Source organism: Hydrocarboniphaga sp., from assembly GCF_965279055.1.
In the GTDB taxonomy this organism is placed as follows: domain Bacteria; phylum Pseudomonadota; class Gammaproteobacteria; order Nevskiales; family Nevskiaceae; genus Hydrocarboniphaga.
The window spans coordinates 448,957-465,450 of sequence record NZ_OZ257125.1 but is presented as its reverse complement, the minus strand read 5'-3'; the positions used below and the strand labels follow the sequence as shown (position 1 = coordinate 465,450).

The 16,494-nt window shown below is 65.4% G+C and carries 15 protein-coding genes and 1 pseudogene; 4 read left to right on the top strand and 12 right to left on the bottom strand.

Annotation, left to right across the window (positions count from 1 at the left end; translation table 11 throughout):
• Positions 1-132 precede the first annotated feature (132 nt).
• From ACQZF9_RS02205 to bioB, 9 genes are all read right to left on the bottom strand, one after another.
• Complete coding sequence (locus ACQZF9_RS02205) at positions 133-1,035, bottom strand: cytochrome c oxidase subunit 3 (RefSeq protein ID WP_428311645.1); 903 nt, start codon at positions 1,033-1,035, stop codon at positions 133-135.
• Between the two features lie 27 nt (positions 1,036-1,062).
• Positions 1,063-1,671, bottom strand: coding sequence for a cytochrome c oxidase assembly protein (locus ACQZF9_RS02200; RefSeq protein ID WP_428311644.1), 609 nt, complete (start codon positions 1,669-1,671; stop codon positions 1,063-1,065).
• Positions 1,668-1,790, bottom strand: a complete 123-nt coding sequence (locus tag ACQZF9_RS02195) for a hypothetical protein (RefSeq protein WP_428311643.1) — start codon at positions 1,788-1,790, stop codon at positions 1,668-1,670. The genes ACQZF9_RS02200 and ACQZF9_RS02195 overlap by 4 nt, the downstream gene beginning before the upstream one ends.
• Positions 1,791-1,792: 2 nt before the next feature.
• The gene (gene ctaD, locus ACQZF9_RS02190) at positions 1,793-3,430 is read right to left on the bottom strand and encodes a cytochrome c oxidase subunit I (RefSeq protein WP_428311642.1); all 1,638 of its coding nucleotides are present in this window, start codon (positions 3,428-3,430) and stop codon (positions 1,793-1,795) included.
• A gap of 57 nt (positions 3,431-3,487) precedes the next feature.
• Positions 3,488-4,717, bottom strand: a complete 1,230-nt coding sequence (gene coxB / locus ACQZF9_RS02185; protein WP_428311641.1) for a cytochrome c oxidase subunit II — start codon at positions 4,715-4,717, stop codon at positions 3,488-3,490.
• A gap of 43 nt (positions 4,718-4,760) precedes the next feature.
• A complete protein-coding gene (locus ACQZF9_RS02180; RefSeq protein WP_428311640.1) occupies positions 4,761-5,297 on the bottom strand; it encodes a DUF2244 domain-containing protein in 537 nt (178 codons plus the stop codon).
• 110 nt (positions 5,298-5,407) lie between these two features.
• Positions 5,408-6,091, bottom strand: a complete 684-nt coding sequence (gene bioD / locus ACQZF9_RS02175) for a dethiobiotin synthase (protein ID WP_428311639.1) — start codon at positions 6,089-6,091, stop codon at positions 5,408-5,410.
• A 79-nt stretch (positions 6,092-6,170) separates the two neighbouring features.
• The gene (bioF, locus tag ACQZF9_RS02170) at positions 6,171-7,355 is read right to left on the bottom strand and encodes an 8-amino-7-oxononanoate synthase (protein WP_428311638.1); all 1,185 of its coding nucleotides are present in this window, start codon (positions 7,353-7,355) and stop codon (positions 6,171-6,173) included.
• Between the two features lie 54 nt (positions 7,356-7,409).
• On the bottom strand, positions 7,410-8,459 hold the full coding sequence (bioB, locus tag ACQZF9_RS02165) for a biotin synthase BioB (RefSeq protein WP_428311637.1): 1,050 nt from the start codon (positions 8,457-8,459) through the stop codon (positions 7,410-7,412).
• 65 nt (positions 8,460-8,524) lie between these two features.
• On the opposite strand from bioB, the gene ACQZF9_RS02160 reads away from it, so the two are divergent.
• Positions 8,525-9,229, top strand: a complete 705-nt coding sequence (locus ACQZF9_RS02160; protein ID WP_428311636.1) for a ComF family protein — start codon at positions 8,525-8,527, stop codon at positions 9,227-9,229.
• Between the two features lie 6 nt (positions 9,230-9,235).
• Here the strand turns inward: ACQZF9_RS02160 and ACQZF9_RS02155 are convergent, their stop codons facing one another.
• The 3 genes from ACQZF9_RS02155 to ACQZF9_RS02145 all read right to left on the bottom strand — a co-directional run bounded on the left by ACQZF9_RS02155 (position 9,236) and on the right by ACQZF9_RS02145 (position 11,999).
• A complete protein-coding gene (locus ACQZF9_RS02155) occupies positions 9,236-10,099 on the bottom strand; it encodes an alpha/beta hydrolase fold domain-containing protein (RefSeq protein WP_428311635.1) in 864 nt (287 codons plus the stop codon).
• 103 nt (positions 10,100-10,202) lie between these two features.
• Positions 10,203-11,087, bottom strand: coding sequence for a 4-hydroxybenzoate octaprenyltransferase (ubiA, locus tag ACQZF9_RS02150; protein WP_428311634.1), 885 nt, complete (start codon positions 11,085-11,087; stop codon positions 10,203-10,205).
• Positions 11,088-11,120: 33 nt separating this feature from the next.
• Positions 11,121-11,999 carry an AraC family transcriptional regulator gene (locus ACQZF9_RS02145; protein ID WP_428311633.1) on the bottom strand — a complete coding sequence of 293 codons (879 nt, stop codon included), beginning with the start codon at positions 11,997-11,999 and terminating at the stop codon, positions 11,121-11,123.
• A gap of 332 nt (positions 12,000-12,331) precedes the next feature.
• Here ACQZF9_RS02145 and ACQZF9_RS02140 point away from each other — a divergent pair, with 332 nt between their 5' ends.
• From ACQZF9_RS02140 to ACQZF9_RS02130, 3 genes and pseudogenes are all read left to right on the top strand, one after another.
• Positions 12,332-12,460: a hypothetical protein gene (locus ACQZF9_RS02140; RefSeq protein ID WP_428311632.1), complete on the top strand. Its 129-nt coding sequence runs from the start codon at positions 12,332-12,334 to the stop codon at positions 12,458-12,460.
• Positions 12,461-12,513: 53 nt separating this feature from the next.
• A complete protein-coding gene (locus ACQZF9_RS02135) occupies positions 12,514-13,806 on the top strand; it encodes a Calx-beta domain-containing protein (protein WP_428311631.1) in 1,293 nt (430 codons plus the stop codon).
• A gap of 35 nt (positions 13,807-13,841) precedes the next feature.
• Positions 13,842-14,387 (top strand): annotated as a pseudogene (locus ACQZF9_RS02130) (transglutaminase domain-containing protein); the annotation flags it as partial.
• Positions 14,388-16,494: the final 2,107 nt, after the last annotated feature.

Sequence of the window (16,494 nt, the reverse complement as noted above, 5' to 3'; positions counted from 1 at the left end):
GGGTCCGGGTACCTCGATACGAGCCCTTCGGCTTGTACTCACTACGAACGGGGTTTGGTTTCAGATTCCATAGACAGCGCAAACAAGAAAAAGGCCCGCCTAGCGGGCCTTTTTCTTTGACCGTCTAGGGCATCAGGCCACGTAGACGAAGATGAACAGGCCGATCCATACCACGTCGACGAAGTGCCAGTACCAGGCCACGCCTTCGAAGCCGAAGTGGCTGTCGGGCTTGAAATGGCCGAGCATCAGGCGGATCGCGATGATCGCCAGCATCAGGGTGCCGAGCGTCACGTGAAAACCGTGGAAGCCGGTCAGCATGAAGAAGGTCGAGCCATAGACGCCGCTGTGCAGCGTCAGGTTCAGCGTGTGGAACGCGTGCATGTACTCGGTGGCCTGGAAGTACAGGAACAGGCTACCGAGCGCGACCGTCACCCACATCCAGAAGATGCAGATCTTTCGGTGATTTTCCTTCAGCGCGTGATGCGCGGCTTCGAGCGTGAAGCCGGACGTCAGCAGCAGCACGGTGTTGATGAAGGGCAGGCCCCAGGCGCCGACGGTTTCGAACTTGCCGCCGAGAGCTTTCGGCCCGTTGGTCGGCCAGGTGTTTTCGAAGCCCGGCCACAGGGTCAGGTGCGTGGCCAGCTTGGTGCCTTCACCCGACAGCCACGGAATCGACATTTCGCGTGCGTACCAGAGCGCGCCGAAGAACGCGGCAAAGAACATCACCTCGGAGAAAATGAACCAGGCCATGCCCATGCGATAGGTGCGGCCGACCTGATCGTTGTAGAAGCCGCCTTCGCTCTCCTGGCATACACCGCGAACCCAGCGATAGATGATGTAGAACGCGGCGAGCGCGCCCACGATCGGCGGGATCGGACCGACGCTGTGATCTTCCAGATAGCCCCAGCCGGCAATGATGCAAACCACCAGCGCGGCGGTCAGCAAAAACGGCCAGACGGAAGGCTCAGGCACGAAATACTTGGTGGTATCCGGTGCGTGGGAATGATCGGTATGGGCTGCGGCTGGCGTCGCCATGATGTCCTCGTGTCTCGCTTGTTCTAGCTAGCTTTTCGGTGCTGCTTTGGCCGCCGCTTTCGCAGCCGCCTCGGTCACGTCAAAAAAAGTATACGACAGGGTTACCGTATCCACTTCCGGCGGGATTTCGCGGTCGAGCACGAAACGCACCGGCATCATCTTTTCTTCACCGGCCTTGAACGGCTGGTTGTTGAAGCAGAAACACTCCGACTTGTGCAGGTACTTGGCGGCTTCGATCGGCGCCACGTTGGGCACCGCCTGCGCCACCAGATCGCCGTCCTGGGTGTTGCGGGCATGGAACATGACCGTAACGAACTGCCCCGGGTGCACCGTGACCGACGATTGCATCGGCCGGAACTGCCAGTCGCGGCCGCCGTTGACGGTGGTCACGAACTGCACTTTCACTTCGCGGCTGGTATCCACCGCCGCGACGGCCGTCTTTCCAAACGTTGCTTCTTTGACCGCTTCGCTCGACACCTTGCCGTTAAGACCGGTGAACTCGCACAGCGCGTTGTACAGCGGCACCGTCGCGTAGCCGAAACCGAACATGCCGACGACGACGACGACCAGCACCAGCGCATTGCGCTTGGCCGACGACAGGCCCCTGCTGACCGCGTTGTCGCTGCCCTGGCTCAACGATGCATCTGCGCGTAGACGAAGCCGGCCAGCACGATGATCGCAAGGCCGACGTGGACGATCGCCAAGGTCACGTTGCGCCTGGCGCGCTTGCGATCGGCTTCGCCCACGTCATTCACGTTCAGTGCGCCTTGGCGGTGTCGTGCAGGTGCGAGGTCGCGTCGTCACCGACGTAGGGCGGCACTTCGAAGGTGTGATACGGCGCCGGCGACGGCACCGTCCACTCCAGGCCATGCGCGCCTTCCCAGACCTGCGCGGTGGCCGGCTGGCCGCTCTTGGACATGCAGCGAATCATGTTGAAGATGAAGATGAACTGGCTCAGGAAGAAACCGAACGCGCCGATCGTCGAGATCTCGTTGAAGTCGGTGAACTGCACCGCGTAGTCGGGCACGCGGCGCTGCATGCCGGCCAGACCGAGGAAGTGCTGCGGGAAGAAGGTCACGTTGATGAACACTGCCGACAGCCAGAAATGGGTCTTGCCCCAGAACTCGCTGTACATGCGGCCGGTCCATTTCGGGATCCAGTAGTAGACGCCGGCGATGATCGAGAACACCGCGCCCGGCACCAGCACGTAATGGAAGTGCGCGACCACGAAGTAGGTGTCGTGGTACTGGAAGTCCACCGGCGCCATGGCCAGCATCAGGCCGGAGAAGCCGCCGATGGTGAACAGGAACACGAAGGCCACCGCGAACAGCATCGGCGTCTCGAAGCTCATCGAGCCGCGCCACATCGTCGCGATCCAGTTGAACACCTTCACGCCGGTGGGCACCGCGATCAGCATCGTGCTGAACATGAAGAACAGCTCGCCGGCCAGCGGCATGCCGACCGTGAACATGTGATGCGCCCAGACGATGAAGCTCAGGAACGCGATCGACGCGGTCGCGTAGACCATCGAGTCGTAGCCGAACAGCGTCTTGCGGGCGAAGGTCGGGATGATCGTGCTGACGATGCCGAAGGCCGGCAGGATCAGGATGTAGACCTCGGGATGACCGAAGAACCAGAATACGTGCTGGAACAACACCGGGTCACCACCGCCGCTGGCGGTGAAGAAGCTGGTGCCGAAGTAGCGGTCGGTCAGCAGCATGGTCACGGCGCCGGCCAGTACCGGCATCGTCGCGATCAGCAGATACGCGGTGATCAGCCAGGTCCAGCAGAACAGCGGCATTTTCAGCAGCGTCATGCCCGGCGCGCGCATGTTCAGGATCGTCACGGCGACGTTGATCGCGCCGGTGATCGAGCTGATACCCATCAAGTGAACCGCGAAGATCAGGAACGGGAAACCCTCGCCCATCTGCAGCACCAGCGGCGGGTACATGGTCCAGCCGCCGGCGGGGCCGCCGGACGGCATGAACAGCGTCGACAGCAGCAGCGCGAACGCGAACGGCAGAATCCAGAAGCCCCAGTTGTTGACGCGCGGCAGTGCCAGATCGGAGCAGCCGATCTGCATCGGCACCATCCAGTTGGCCAGGCCGGTGAACGCCGGCATGACGCCGCCGAAGATCATCACCAGCGCATGCAGCGTCGTCATCGAGTTGAAGAACTCGGGACGCACGAACTGCAGGCCCGGGTGGAACAGCTCGGCGCGGATCACCAGCGACATCAGGCCGCCAATGAAGAACATCGTGAACGCGAACACCAGATACAAGGTACCGAGGTCCTTGTGATTGGTGGTCTTGATCCAGCGCATGATGCCGCTGGGCGGACCATGGTGCTCGTGATGATCGTCGTGCAGATGCGTGGTGTGATCGGTGTGAGCCATTGGAACTCCGAAAAACTCGACTACTGATTTCTGTTCGTTAGCAGTGAAAGGCGCTGCTTACTTGCGGGCGGCGGCGACGTCGGCGGCCTGCACGATCTCGCCCTTGTTGCCCCAGGAGCTGTGCACGTAGCTGGTCACCGCGGCGATGTCGTCGTTCGACAGCTGCGGGAACGGCGGCATCATGTTCTTGCCGTGCAGCACTTGGCTGATGACCGCATCCTTGGGGCCGTTGACGACCTTGCTGCCGGCCAGCGCCGGGAAGGTCGGCGGCATGCCGGTGCCGGCGGGCTGATGGCAGGCGGCGCAGTTGGCCATGTAGACCTTCTTGCCTGCCTCGAGCAATTCGTCCTTGCTCTTGCCGGCAGCGGCCGGAGCAGCAGCGGCAGCCGGGGCGGCCGGGGCGGTAGCGGCGGCAGCGACCTTGGTGTCCGGAGCGGCGACCGCAGCACTGCCGGAATCGGCGGCAGGCATCGCGGCAGCGGCCGGAGCAGCCGCGACCGGCGCCGTCGACGCGACCTGCTGGCCACCCTTCTTCTGCTCGGCCAGCCAGGCCTTGAAATCCTCTTCCGGCAGCGCGCGCACCACGATCGGCATGAAGCCGTGATCGCGGCCGCAAAGCTCGGCACAGACACCGCGATAGGTGCCCGGCTCGTCGATCTTGGTCCAGATTTCGTTGATGTAGCCCGGGATCGCGTCCTTCTTGACCGCGATCGCCGGCACCCACCAGGCGTGGATGACGTCGTTGGACGTGATCAGGAAGCGGATCTTCTTGCCGACCGGCAGCACCAGCTCGTGGTCGACGTCGACCAGGTAGTTCGGCACGGTGTTGACGTCGATGCCGGAGTTCAGCTGGCGCGCCTTGTTCGAGGCGCTGGCGAGCGTCGAAAAGTAGGAGACGTCCTCACCGAGGTATTCGTACTGCCATTTCCACTGGTAGCCGGTGATCTTGATGTTCAGCTCGGCGTTGTGGGTGTTGTCCATCTTCACCAGCGTCGCCGCGGCGGGGATCGCCATGCCGATCAGGATCAGGAACGGGATGCCGGTCCAGATGATCTCGACCAGGGTCGATTCATGGAACTTGGCGGCCACCGCGCCCTTGGACTTGCGATGCGCGAACACCGAATAGAACATCGCGCCGAACACGACGACGCCGATGGCGACGCAGACCCAGAACGCCATCATGTGCAGGTGATGCACTTCATGGCTGATTTCGGTCACGCCTTCCGGCATGTTCCATTTGGAGCCGGTGTAGGCAAGCGCCGAACCGCTGGCGAATAGAGAGCTCACGAGAGCGCCAACCCGCGCCCACCCCAGCATCTTCTGCATGCGTCTAATCTCCAAAAGGCTTCCCAGCGGGCTCATCGGCCCTCTCGGTGGCGAGCGACCGGCCCCACGCCGGTTTCACTGATATCAATTCTTTTAACCGTGCGGCCAAGGCCTCACGCTCCTCGTCCGTCAGGCAGCGGGCTATGCCGACCCGTTGCCCCGAACAGCACAGCCACAAACGCCGGGGATCGTGGCGATGCGCCCCTGCCTCGATCACCACCCGCACCCAGGGGCGCGGGAACTCCACACTAGAACGGGCTCCACCCTGCCCGTCGCGGCCGGCGAGCCCGAACTCGACCCGCAAGCGGCTCTCGTCCACGGTCACCACCTCGCGGTAGCGGTTGCGCCTGAGACTGACCCAGACCGCCGCCGTCACCGCCATCAGCTCCGCGCCCGCAAACGGCAGTACCGGCCAGAAACCGATAAAGACGCAGACCATCGCAACGGTTAAAGCCAACGCGCTCAGCGACCCCAGGAACCAGATCGCACCCCGAAAATCCAGGGAGGCATTGGGTCCGATGACGATGCGCGTGGTCGACATGGCGGGAAGACAGCCCCAGAGCAGGCACAACATTCGAGCCCGCGGATTGTAGAGGATGCCGCCAGCACCGGCAAAGCTTTCTATCCGATCGGATTAGTGCGGCGAATGGATCAGCGCGCCGGCAGCCGGGCGCGCAGCCCCTGAAGCAGGCCGTCGCCCGCCATCGCCCCGGCGGCACCGCACGAAAGGCGCGCCAGCAGCGGCGCGTCGAGTCGCTGCTCCAGCGTGCGGACGTTGTCGTCGACCTGCGGCTGCGCCGGCGGTAGCTCGTTGGCGACCCAGCCGATCAGCCTCAGGCCGCGGCTGCGGATCGCCTCGGCGCTCAGCAGCGCGTGATTGATGCAGCCCAGGCGCATCGCCACCACCAGCAGCACCGGCCAGCCATGCGCCGCGACCCAGTCGGCGAAGCTGGCCTGCTCGTTCAGCGGCACCAGCCAGCCGCCGGCGCCTTCGACCAGCAGCCAGTCGTGGCGCGCTTCGAGCTGCTGCGCGCCTTGCGTGAGCCGCCCCAAATCGATCGTCACGCCGGCCTGGCGCGCGGCGATGTGCGGCGCGATCGCCGGCTCGAAGGCGTAAGGGTTGATCGCCGCGTAAGGCTCGCGCGTGCCGGCCGCGGCCTGCAGCGCCAGCGCGTCCTCGTTGCGCAGCTCGCCGTCGATCCGCTCGCAGCCGCTGGCGACCGGCTTGTAGCCGCAGGCACGGACGCCAGCGGCGCGCGCGGCGCTCAGCAGCAGCGAGCTGACATGGGTCTTGCCGACGCCGGTGTCGGTGCCGGTGATGAACAGGGTTTTCATTCCGCCAGATCCGCAACTGTAGGAGCGGGCTTGCCCGCGACTGTGCTCGTCAAGGTCTCAGTCGCGGGCAAGCCCGCTCCTACAGTCCGTAGGGTACGGGCAGCGCGCGCAGGCTCTGCGCCAGCGCATCCAGCAGCCCGTCGATCTGCGCGAACTCGTGCGCGGCCGACAAGGTGATGCGCAGCCTCGCCGTGCCGCGCGGCACCGTCGGCGGGCGGATCGCGGCGACCCAGAAACCGCGCGACATCAGCTCGCGCGACAGCTGCAATGCGCGCGCATCGTCGTAAACGAGCAGGGGCTGGATCGGCGTCGACACCGCGCGCTCGTCGACCGGCAGGCCGCGCTCGCGCGCGCCATCGACGAAGCGCGCGATGTTGGCGTGCAGCCGCGCGCGCAGCTCCGGTTCGGCGCGAACGATGCGCAGCGCCGCGCGGCCGGCCGCGGCGATCGCCGGCGGCGGCGCGGTCGAGAACACCCAGGTGCGCGCCTTCTGCACCAGGTATTCGATCAGGGTTTCCGAGCCGGCGACGAAACCACCGGCGCAACCCAGCGACTTGCCGAGCGTCGCCACCAGCACCTCGGGCTCGACGTCGAGCAGTTCCGCACTACCGCGGCCGCGCTCGCCGAGGACGCCGAAGCCATGCGCGTCGTCGACCATCAGCGCCGCGCCGCTGTGCCGCGCGAGTTGCGCCAGCGCCGGCAGATCGGCGATGTCGCCATCCATGCTGAACACGCCATCGGTGACCAGCACTGCAAAGCGCCGATCCAGCGCGGCCTGCTGCAAGGCGCGCTCGTAGGCGTTCAAGTCGGCATGCGCGACGCGCCAATACTGCGCGCCGCTGGCGCGCGCGCCGTCGATCAGCGAGGCGTGATTGAGCTCATCCGCGACCACCGCGTCGCCGCGGCCGAGCAGCGCCTTGAGCACGCCCATATTGGTCGCCCAGCCGGTCGAGAACAGCAACGCGCGCGGGCGGCCAAGAAAGTCGGCGAGCTCTTCTTCGAGCGCGCGATGTTCGGCGTTGTAGCCGCTGATCAGCGCCGAGCCGCTGCTGCCGGTGCCGACGCGCGCGAACGCATTGCTGGCGGCTTCCGCCACGCGCGGATCACTGGCCAGGCCGAGATAGTCGTTGCTGCAGAAATTGATGCAGTCGCGGCCGTCGACCTTCATGCGTACCGCGTGCCTGCCGTCGACGACGCGGCGCACGCGGTACAGCGAGCGCGAGCGCAGATCGTCGAGCACCGGCGCAAGGCGCGCGTCGAGCATGCTTTTATTTCCCCTTTCCGCGTGCGGGAGAGGGGGCAGGAGTTCGCTCACGGCTCAAGCCGTAGCGTGTTCGTGCGCCGCCTCGTGGTGATGATCGCATTGCACATGGCAGGCTTCGCGATCGCCGATGGCGACTTCGGTGGTTACCTTGCCTTCGATCTGCATGCCGAGCTTGGCCAGCAGCGCGCGGTCGCGCAGGTTCTGCGGATTTTCGGTGGTCAGCAGCTTGTCGCCGTAGAAGATCGAGTTGGCGCCGGCCATGAAGCACATCGCCTGCGTCTCGTCGCTCATCTGCGTGCGGCCGGCGGACAGGCGCACCGAGGACTTCGGCATCATCACCCGCGCCACCGCAATCACGCGCACGAAATCGAGGCCGTCGATCGGCGTGACCTTGCCCAGCGCCAGCGGCGTGCCGTCGACCTGCACCAGATCGTTGATCGGCACGCTCTCGGGATGCACTTCCAGCGTCGCCAGCTGGCGCAGCAGTTCGGCGCGATCGGCGGTCTGCTCGCCCATGCCGACGATGCCGCCGCTGCACACCTTGACGCCGGCCGCGCGCACATTGGCGAGCGTCTCCAGGCGATCTTCGTAGGTGCGCGTGCTGATGATCTTTTCGTAGTACTCGGGCGAGGTATCGAGATTGTGGTTGTAGTAATCCAGGCCGGCGTCGGCGAGACGCTGGGCCTGGTGATCCTTGAGCATGCCCAAAGTCACGCAGGTTTCCAGGCCCAGCGACTTGACCTCGCGCACCATGGTTTCGACTTTCAGCAGGTCCTTGTCCTTGGGGCTGCGCCAGGCCGCGCCCATGCAGAAGCGCGTCGCGCCATTGGCCTTGGCCTCTCGGGCCGCGTCGACCACGGCCATGACTTCCATCAGCGGCTCTTTCGCCAGGCCGGTTTCGAAACGCACCGACTGCGGGCAGTAGGCGCAGTCTTCCGGGCAGGCGCCGGTCTTGATCGACAGCAACGTCGACAGCTGCACCGTGTTCGGCTGGTGATAGCGGCGGTGCAGCGTCTGCGCCTGGAACATCAAGTCCATGAACGGCATGTCGAACAGGGCCTGGACCTCGGCGCGGGTCCAGTCGTGGCGGATATCGTTCTGCATGGCGTGAGTCTTGGCGGTGAACACGAAGGCCGGCAGTGTCCTAAGCCGGCCGGGGAGATGTCAACTTGATCGACTGGTCTCGGGTTTACAACTTCCGGCCTTGGCTGGATCTCGCCGCCGCACCAAGCTGCCTGTACTGCGGCGCCGGCACGGCCGGCAGCGGCTGCTGCGAGGGCTGCCGCTACGGCCTGCCCTGGAATCGTCTCGCCTGTCCCGGCTGCGCGCTGCCGTCATCGACCGGCCTGTCTTGTCCGCGTTGCCTGCGCCGGCCGCGGCGCTTCGACCAGGCCTGGTCGGCCTTCGTGCTGGCTGCGCCGGTGCACAGCGGACTGCTCGGGCTGAAGTACCACGCGCGCTTCGAGCAGGCGCGCGTGCTCGGCGAGCTGATGGCCTGCGAGCTGCGCAGCCGCGCCAGGCCTCTGCCCGAGCTGTTGCTGCCGGTACCGCTGCACTGGCGGCGACTCGCCGGCCGCGGCTACAACCAGGCGCTGCTGCTGGCGCGCGAACTCGGCGCAAGGCTGGATCTGCCGGTCGACACCCGCAGCCTGCGGCGTCACGGCGCCGGCCGCGACCAGATCGGCCAGAGCGCCAGCGCGCGCCGCGCCAACCTGCGCGGCCTGTTCAGCGCCTCGCCTTCGCTGCAGGGCCGGCATGTCGCGCTGGTCGACGATGTGATGACCACCGGCGCGACGTTCGACGAGCTGGCGCGCGTCTGCCGCAAGGCCGGCGCGGCGACAATCGAGGTCTGGTCGGCGGCAAGGACCCCGTAGCCCGGGCTAGCGCAGATGGCGATCGAGGAAGCCGATCGCCGCCTCTACCGCCGGCCCGTCGGTCAGAAACGCCAGGATGTGCCCGCGGCCGCGCAGCACGAACAGCTCGCAGGGCACGCCGGCGGCGTCTAGCAGTTGCTTGTAGTCCTCGGCGTGATCGATCGGCACGAGCTTGTCGGCGCCGCCGTGGTACAGGAACACCGGAGGATCGCCGGCGTTGACGTAGCTCACCGGCGATGCGGCCTTGTACTCGGCGAGCTTGTGCGCGCGATCACCGCCGATCAGCTGCGGCACCAATTTGCCGGCCGGCCACTTGGTCAGATCGGTCGGCGTGCCGCCGGCGACCACCGCCTGCACCGCGGCGCCGGGCTTGCCCAGCGGTCCGGTTTCGCCGACACCGCCGAGCAGCGCCGCCAGATGCGCGCCGGCGGAATAGCCGAACGAGGCGATGCGCGTCGGATCGATGTGGTATTCCGCCGCGTTCGCGCGCATCCACAGCACCGCCTGCTGCACGTCCTGCAACTGCGCCGGATAGATCGCGCCCGGCGCCAGTCGATATTGGGTGTTGACCGCGACGTAGCCGCGCTTGGCCAGCCGCTTGGCAATACCGGCGACCTGGTCGCGATCGCCGGAATCCCAGCCGCCACCGTGAATCACCAACACTGCCGGAAATGGTCCGCGGCCTTCGGGCAGATAGACATCGGCCTTCAATGCCTGCGGCCAGCCCGGGGGCGTGAACACTTGGTCGCGACGCAGCTGGTATTCGGTGTCGACACGCTGCGGGGCCGGTCCTTCCGGGCGTCCCTGGTAGGTGGTGCAGCCAACCGTACCGAACAGCGCGCCGAACAGCAGGCTCAGAAAACGCAGCAAGGAATTTCTCCGACAGGATCGATGCACGCAATTACGCAGCGCCGCCGCAATCGGACGCAGCGATTGTGGCGCGCGGCCGATGAGCCGCCGCTTTCGCGCGCCACTACATCATCAACGAGAGCATCAACCCCAGAAACACCGACGCCCCGAACAGATTGTTGTTCAAGAACGCCGCGAAGCACTTTGCCGGCTCGCGACGCCGCGTCAGCTGCGCCTGATGGATCACTGTCGCCGCGGCGCCGGCGAGGCCGGCGAAATACGGCCAGGCCAGATGGCGCGACGCGCCGAGACCGGCCAGCAGCACCAGCGCCGCTACCTGCAGCGCGATCACCACGCTGCGGTCGTGGCGGCCGAAGAAGATCGCGCTGGATTTGACGCCGAGCTTGAGGTCGTCCTCGCGATCGGCCATCGCGTAGTAGGTGTCGTAGGCGACCACCCAGCACAGGTTGGCCAGCATCAGGGCCGCGACTTCCGCAACCGGCGCGCTGCCGCGCACCGCGACGTAGGCCATCGGAATGCCCCAGGAAAACGCCAGGCCGAGCACCGCCTGCGGCACGCTGATGTAGCGCTTCATGAACGGATATACCGCCGCGGTGATCACCGCCGGCACCGACAGCAGCAGCACCGGCACGCTGTGCAACGACGTGGTCAGGCCGAACGCGATCAGCGCCAGTACGACCGCGAGCCGCACGGCTTCGCTCGGCTGCACCGCGCCGGCCGCGATCGGTCGATCGCGCGTGCGCGCGACGTGACCGTCGAAGTCGCGATCGGCGTAGTCGTTGATCACGCAGCCGGCGGCACGCATCAGCACCGTGCCGAGCACGAACACGACGAACACTTTCAACGGCGGCAGGCCGCCGGCCGCCAGCCATAGCCCCCACAAGGTCGGCCACAACAGCAGGTAGATCCCGATCGGCTTGTGGAAGCGCATCAGGCGCAGGTAGATCGCGAACTGCTGCAGCAGTCCGGGCGGCGGCGCGGTGTTCATAGCGCAGCAGTGTAGCCGCGCCGCGCGGCGCGATCAGCGCACCGCCAGGTACAGATCGGTCTGCCCGTCGCCTTCGGGCATGTGCTCGGGATGGTTCAGATATTCGTAGTGCAGCGGGCGCTCGCCCGGCGCGAGGCCGGACCGCAGCAGCGCGTGCAGATAGAGCCGGTCCAGCAGCGGCTCCAGGCCGTCCTCCCAACTGACTTGCAGGCGCGCGACAAGATAGCGCCCACCGCCCAGTTGCGAGCGGCCGATGCCCTCGGCATCGGGCGTCGCGCCGCAGATCGCCAGCGCCGCATCGAAGCGGAACACCGGCACATCGCGCGGATCGTCGATAGGCAGTCCGAACAGGCCGCGAAGACGGTCGAGCAGGTCCTGCTCGCCGGCCCAGCCGAACAGGCGGTCATAGACCTCGAACAGGCCAGCGTGATCACCGACATGGCGCAAAGTGCGCACTTCGAAAGGCTCCAGCGACACCACGCGCACCGCCAGTGGCGCCGGCTGGCCCTGGGCGTCCAGCGGCGGATCGAGCACCGCGCCGAACTGCTGCGGATCGGCGTAGCGTGCCTGGCTCGGGCTATAGCCGGTGAAGCCACGGAACGCGCGCGCGAACGCCTGCGGGGTCGCAAAGCCGGTCGACATCGCCACCGCGGTGATCGGCCGCGAAGGCTCCATCAGCAAGTGCACCGCGCGCGACATGCGCAGCCGCGCGCCGGTCTGCGCCACAGTTTCTCCTAGCAGCGCGCGATAGATGCGATGGAAGTGGAACGGCGAGGGCGCAGCGGCGCGCGCCATTTCGTCCAGCGTCGGCGGCGTATCACCTTCGGCGAACATTGCGGCCAAAAGGCGCGACCGCGCGCTCGATGCGAATGGCGCACTGCTCAGCGTTTCGATGGTGGCTTCGGGCTTCATCGCGAGTCTCGGTCGGTTTGACTGGTGCGACTAGCGCATGCAAGTCGGCACGGCCGCGGTCCCATTCTTGCTCAGCCGGCAGAATGCGATGACTGCCATTGTGACGCTGCTCAAGTCTGGACAGGCATTGCATGCCTGAGCCTAGACGGATGGCTACAAGTTCGCGTTAGACTCACTAAAGGGGCCGACATGCTGTCGCATGTCGTGGATAAAAAGGATATGAAATCCAGTCGATGCTGTAGAGCTCTCAACTCGGAGAGTTCGAGGGAATGGAAACCATGCATTGCCAATTGTTCCTACGGAGTATCGCGCTTCTTGTAGCGCTCTCGGCAGTGGGCAAGGCCGACGCAGCGTCGGGAACCGCCACGTATACCTACGACAATCTGGGCCGGCTCAAGGGCGTCTCCTACGAAGACAGTACGGCTCAGAGTTACATCTACGATGCGGCCGGCAATCGCTGAGCATCGGCTCGAGCGGCCTCTCGACCGTTTCGATCGCTCTGACGGCCAGCGGCGTGGAGGGGAATGCCATCTCCCTGCAGATCTCGCGCAGCGGCCATACCGCTTCTGCGGTCGCGTTGACAGTAGCCGCGGCAAACGGGTCGGCGACCGCTTCCGTCAATTACACCCCGCCGCAGAATTCGTACACGCTGCTGGCGGGCCAGTCTTCGGGCTCATTCCCTGTCGCTACCATTCGGGACGGTAAATACAACACCGACTTGAGTTTCACGGTTTCGATCAGCACGTCGAACCCCGCCGTGCAGATCGGAAACTCGACGGCGACCGTCACCGTAGGCAACAACAATACGCTCGATCCCGCGCCGATCTTCTCGATCTCCGGCCCGACGGCGGTTACCGAATCCAATACCGCGACCTATACCGTCACCAGGACCAATGCGACCGCGCTGACGCATTCGGTCAATTACATGACCACGCCAGGGACAGCCGCAGCGGGGGTCGATTACACGCCCGTCAGCGGCCAATTCACCTTCGCGCCTACGGACTCGCCGAAGACGTTCCCGGTCAATACGCTGGACGACGCCGTGTTCGACCAGAACCGCACGTTCAGCGCCTCGATCAATACACCCACTGCCGGCGCGACGCTGGGCACGAGCAGCGTCACCACCACGATCAACGATAACGATCCGGCCCCGGTCTTCACCATCAGCGGGGCCAATCCGTCCAGCGTCGTCGAAGGCGGATCGATGGCATTCACCGTGACCAAGACCAATGCGACCAAGCTTAGCCACTCGGTCAGCTTCGTACCGGTAAATGGGACGGCCATCAGCGGCACCGACTTCAACGTCGCAACCGCCTCGCCGCTGGTGTTTGGATCAGCGGATGCCACCAGGCCAATCACGGTGAATACCGTCGCAGACGCGGCAAACGAAGGGGCCACGCCGGAGACCTTCAGCATCAGCCTGACGAGCGCAAGCAATGGCGCCGGGATCGGCTCGCCGAGCAGCGGCAGCGGGTCGATCCAGGAGAGCCAACTGGTTATCCCGGGTGTGCCCGGGCCGATCGTTCCGGCGTCTCAGTCGAACCTCACCGGCAATACCTTCGGCGTCAACTGGGGCGCCTCTGCCGGTACGGTCACCGCCTACGAGCTCTACAAAGAAAGGACCACGGGCGGAAATGGGCAGGCCCTGGTCTATTCGGGCACCGCCACCAGCTATGCCGGAGCGATCCAGAGCGGCTCGGCGAGCGTCGAGTGGGATGTGCGGGTGCGCGCCTGCAATAACGTCGGTTGCAGTGCCTATACAGAAGACGCGCAAGTCACGATCTGCAGTGGCGGTGTTTGTCCGTAAGCGGCGTTGCCAAAACACATAGTGGGGAACGGTAGATGTCCATATCGAAACCGTGGTCTCAGGCGTTACTCGCACTGGCGCTTTGCACTGCGGCATCCTGTGCGCAGGCCAGCGCAATTCCGGCATTCACGGTTGCCTCAACCGGGGCCGATCCTGTCTCCACCACTGCAGCCGTCGACTACTACTGCACGCAGCACGACTGCGTCACGAGCAGTACCGGCATCATCTGGGCGAACAACTATCCGCTGGAGATCAGGGCACTCGCCGACGCGCTCAAGAACGATGTCGACCTAATCTACGAGTACGTCCGCAACAACATCGAGATCGTGCCGATCTTCGGGCTGCAAAAAGGTGCGCTCGGTGCGTTGATCGATCGCTCGGGCACCGCCTTCGACCAGGCACAGCTGATGGTCGAGCTGCTGCGCCAATCCGGATATACCGCGAGCTACATCCGCGGCACTGCCACGCTGACCGGTGCCCAGCTGGAAGCCTGGCTGGGGACGCAGAACTTGGCAGCGGTCAAGAGAATTTTCGCCGACGGCGGCATTCCGGCAAACGTCACCGCCTCTGGGCTCAATGTCGGCACGATCACGTTCCTGCATGTCTGGGTACAGGTCGACATCGGCGGTACGAACTACGTTTTCGATCCGAGTTACAAGCCGCATGCGCGCACCTCGCCGATCAATCTCGGCACCGCGATGGGCTGGAGCGAAACCAGCTTTTTGAACGCGGCCCAGTCCGGCATGTCGAGCGGGTTCCAGACGGCGACATCGGGTACCAGCAACACCGGCTCGGTGCAAATCCCCTATGTCAGCAACGTCAACGGAGGCGGCGCATCGACGCAGCTGACCTCGTACGCCAATACGCTGGTTGCCTACCTGAGAAGCAACGGTTACGCCAGCAAGCAGATCGACGACGTGATCGGCCGCAAGGACATTGTCGCGGCCAGCGACATTGTGCGGCAAACCACGCTCGCATACGGCACGGCGAGTGCGGCCTGGGCAGCCGGCGTCCCCGACATTTTCCGCACCCGGGTCACCATCGAAATGGTGCTGCTCAATACGACGACCGCGGTGCTGACACAAACCTTGTACGCAGACGAGATCTATGGCCGCCGCGTTGCCTACGACAATTATCTGAACTCCAGCGGATGGAGTGAATGCACGACGCGCTTCAAGGTCGACGGGCTCTACTACGGCCCCACTTATACCTGCGCCGACGGGCCGAGCGGCCGGCACGAATACGTTCGAATCAGCATCGATCATCCTTATGCGGCCAATAGTGGAAGCTACCTGGATCTCACCGGCAACAACGCCGTGCTCAAGGACGCCGATTTCACCTCTCCGGTCGCCATCGTCCTCGGACTGGGCGAGGTCAGCGACAGGCTGCAGACGAAGCTGGTTGCCGAGCAGGATTACGACAGGCTGCTGCCCGAGACCAGCCCCTGCAGCGGCTGCGAGAACGAGCCCGACAAGCCCGAGCAGCCCAACGGCGAATCTTCGATCACGCAGGCGTATTCGGGCTGGCTTGCGCAGTACTCGCGGATGGCGATGATCCAGAGCCGGCAGCTGTCGGCGGTGCATCAGCAGCATCACAGCGTCGGGGTGGCCTATCGGCGCAGCCTGGTGACCTCGACGATCCCGGTGGGCTCCAACAACTGGAGCGTGTCACAGGGCGGCCTGGTCATCGACGTCGACACCGCGGTCAGCCTCAACAGCGAAAACGGCTCCACCACCAATCGCAGCACGCTGTCGCGTTCCCTGTCGGCCGCAGCCGACACACTGGAAGGCAGCCAGTTCGAGCAGCTGAGCGGCACGGCGACGCCGGCGTCGGTGGCGCACCGCTTCCAGTCCGGGACGGCGGAAACGGCGTCGATGCGCTACTACCTGCTCACGAGCGCAGCCACGACGGACGACTTCTTTCCGCAAGGACCTGCTCCGTATTTCTACCCCTCGGTCTACGACGACACCGCGCTCTACACGGCTGCGAACTACCGGGTGCTGGTTGCTGCCAACCAGTTCATGGGGCCGGGCCGCAAATGCCTCAATGGTACCGACACCTGCCAGACCTCATCCGAGGTGGCCTACCTGGAGCGCGGCGCCGCGTTCCAGGCGTTCGCCGCCGACGGAGTGACCACGGCGAGCATCGTCACTGATGCCCAGGGCCGCCGCTACAAGGGCGGCAGCGCCGGCGACCCGCCGGTGTACGACACCGAATATGCGCCCGATCACTCGGCGGACCTGGTAAAGGACCAGTTCAAGGACCGCAGCAACGACCTGGGCGTGGACCTGGCGGGGGGCGACTTCAGCTACAGCCCGGGCGAGGATGTGTCGGTGGGCCTGGGCGAGTTTCCGTACCGGCTGAGCCTGCAGCGCAGCTTCAAGCCGGGTGCCGCACACAGCCCGGGCCTGGGCAAGGGCTGGACGCACAACCTCGACCATCGCATCGCGATGGGCAGCAGCGGTGCCGAGGCACTGGGCCAGAGCTCGACGCTGGAAGCGGCGGGCACCCTGGTGGCGCTGTACGCCACGCAGCAGATCTACGCGACGGAGCCGGGCACCAACGTCAACCTGCTGCGGCGCTGGGTGCTGGCGCCGTTCATCCAGGCCTGGTGGGCGGAGCAGATTCGCTTCAACGCCGTCACCTACACGGCGGGGGGCACCTCGAAGGTTTTCGTGCGCCTGCCCG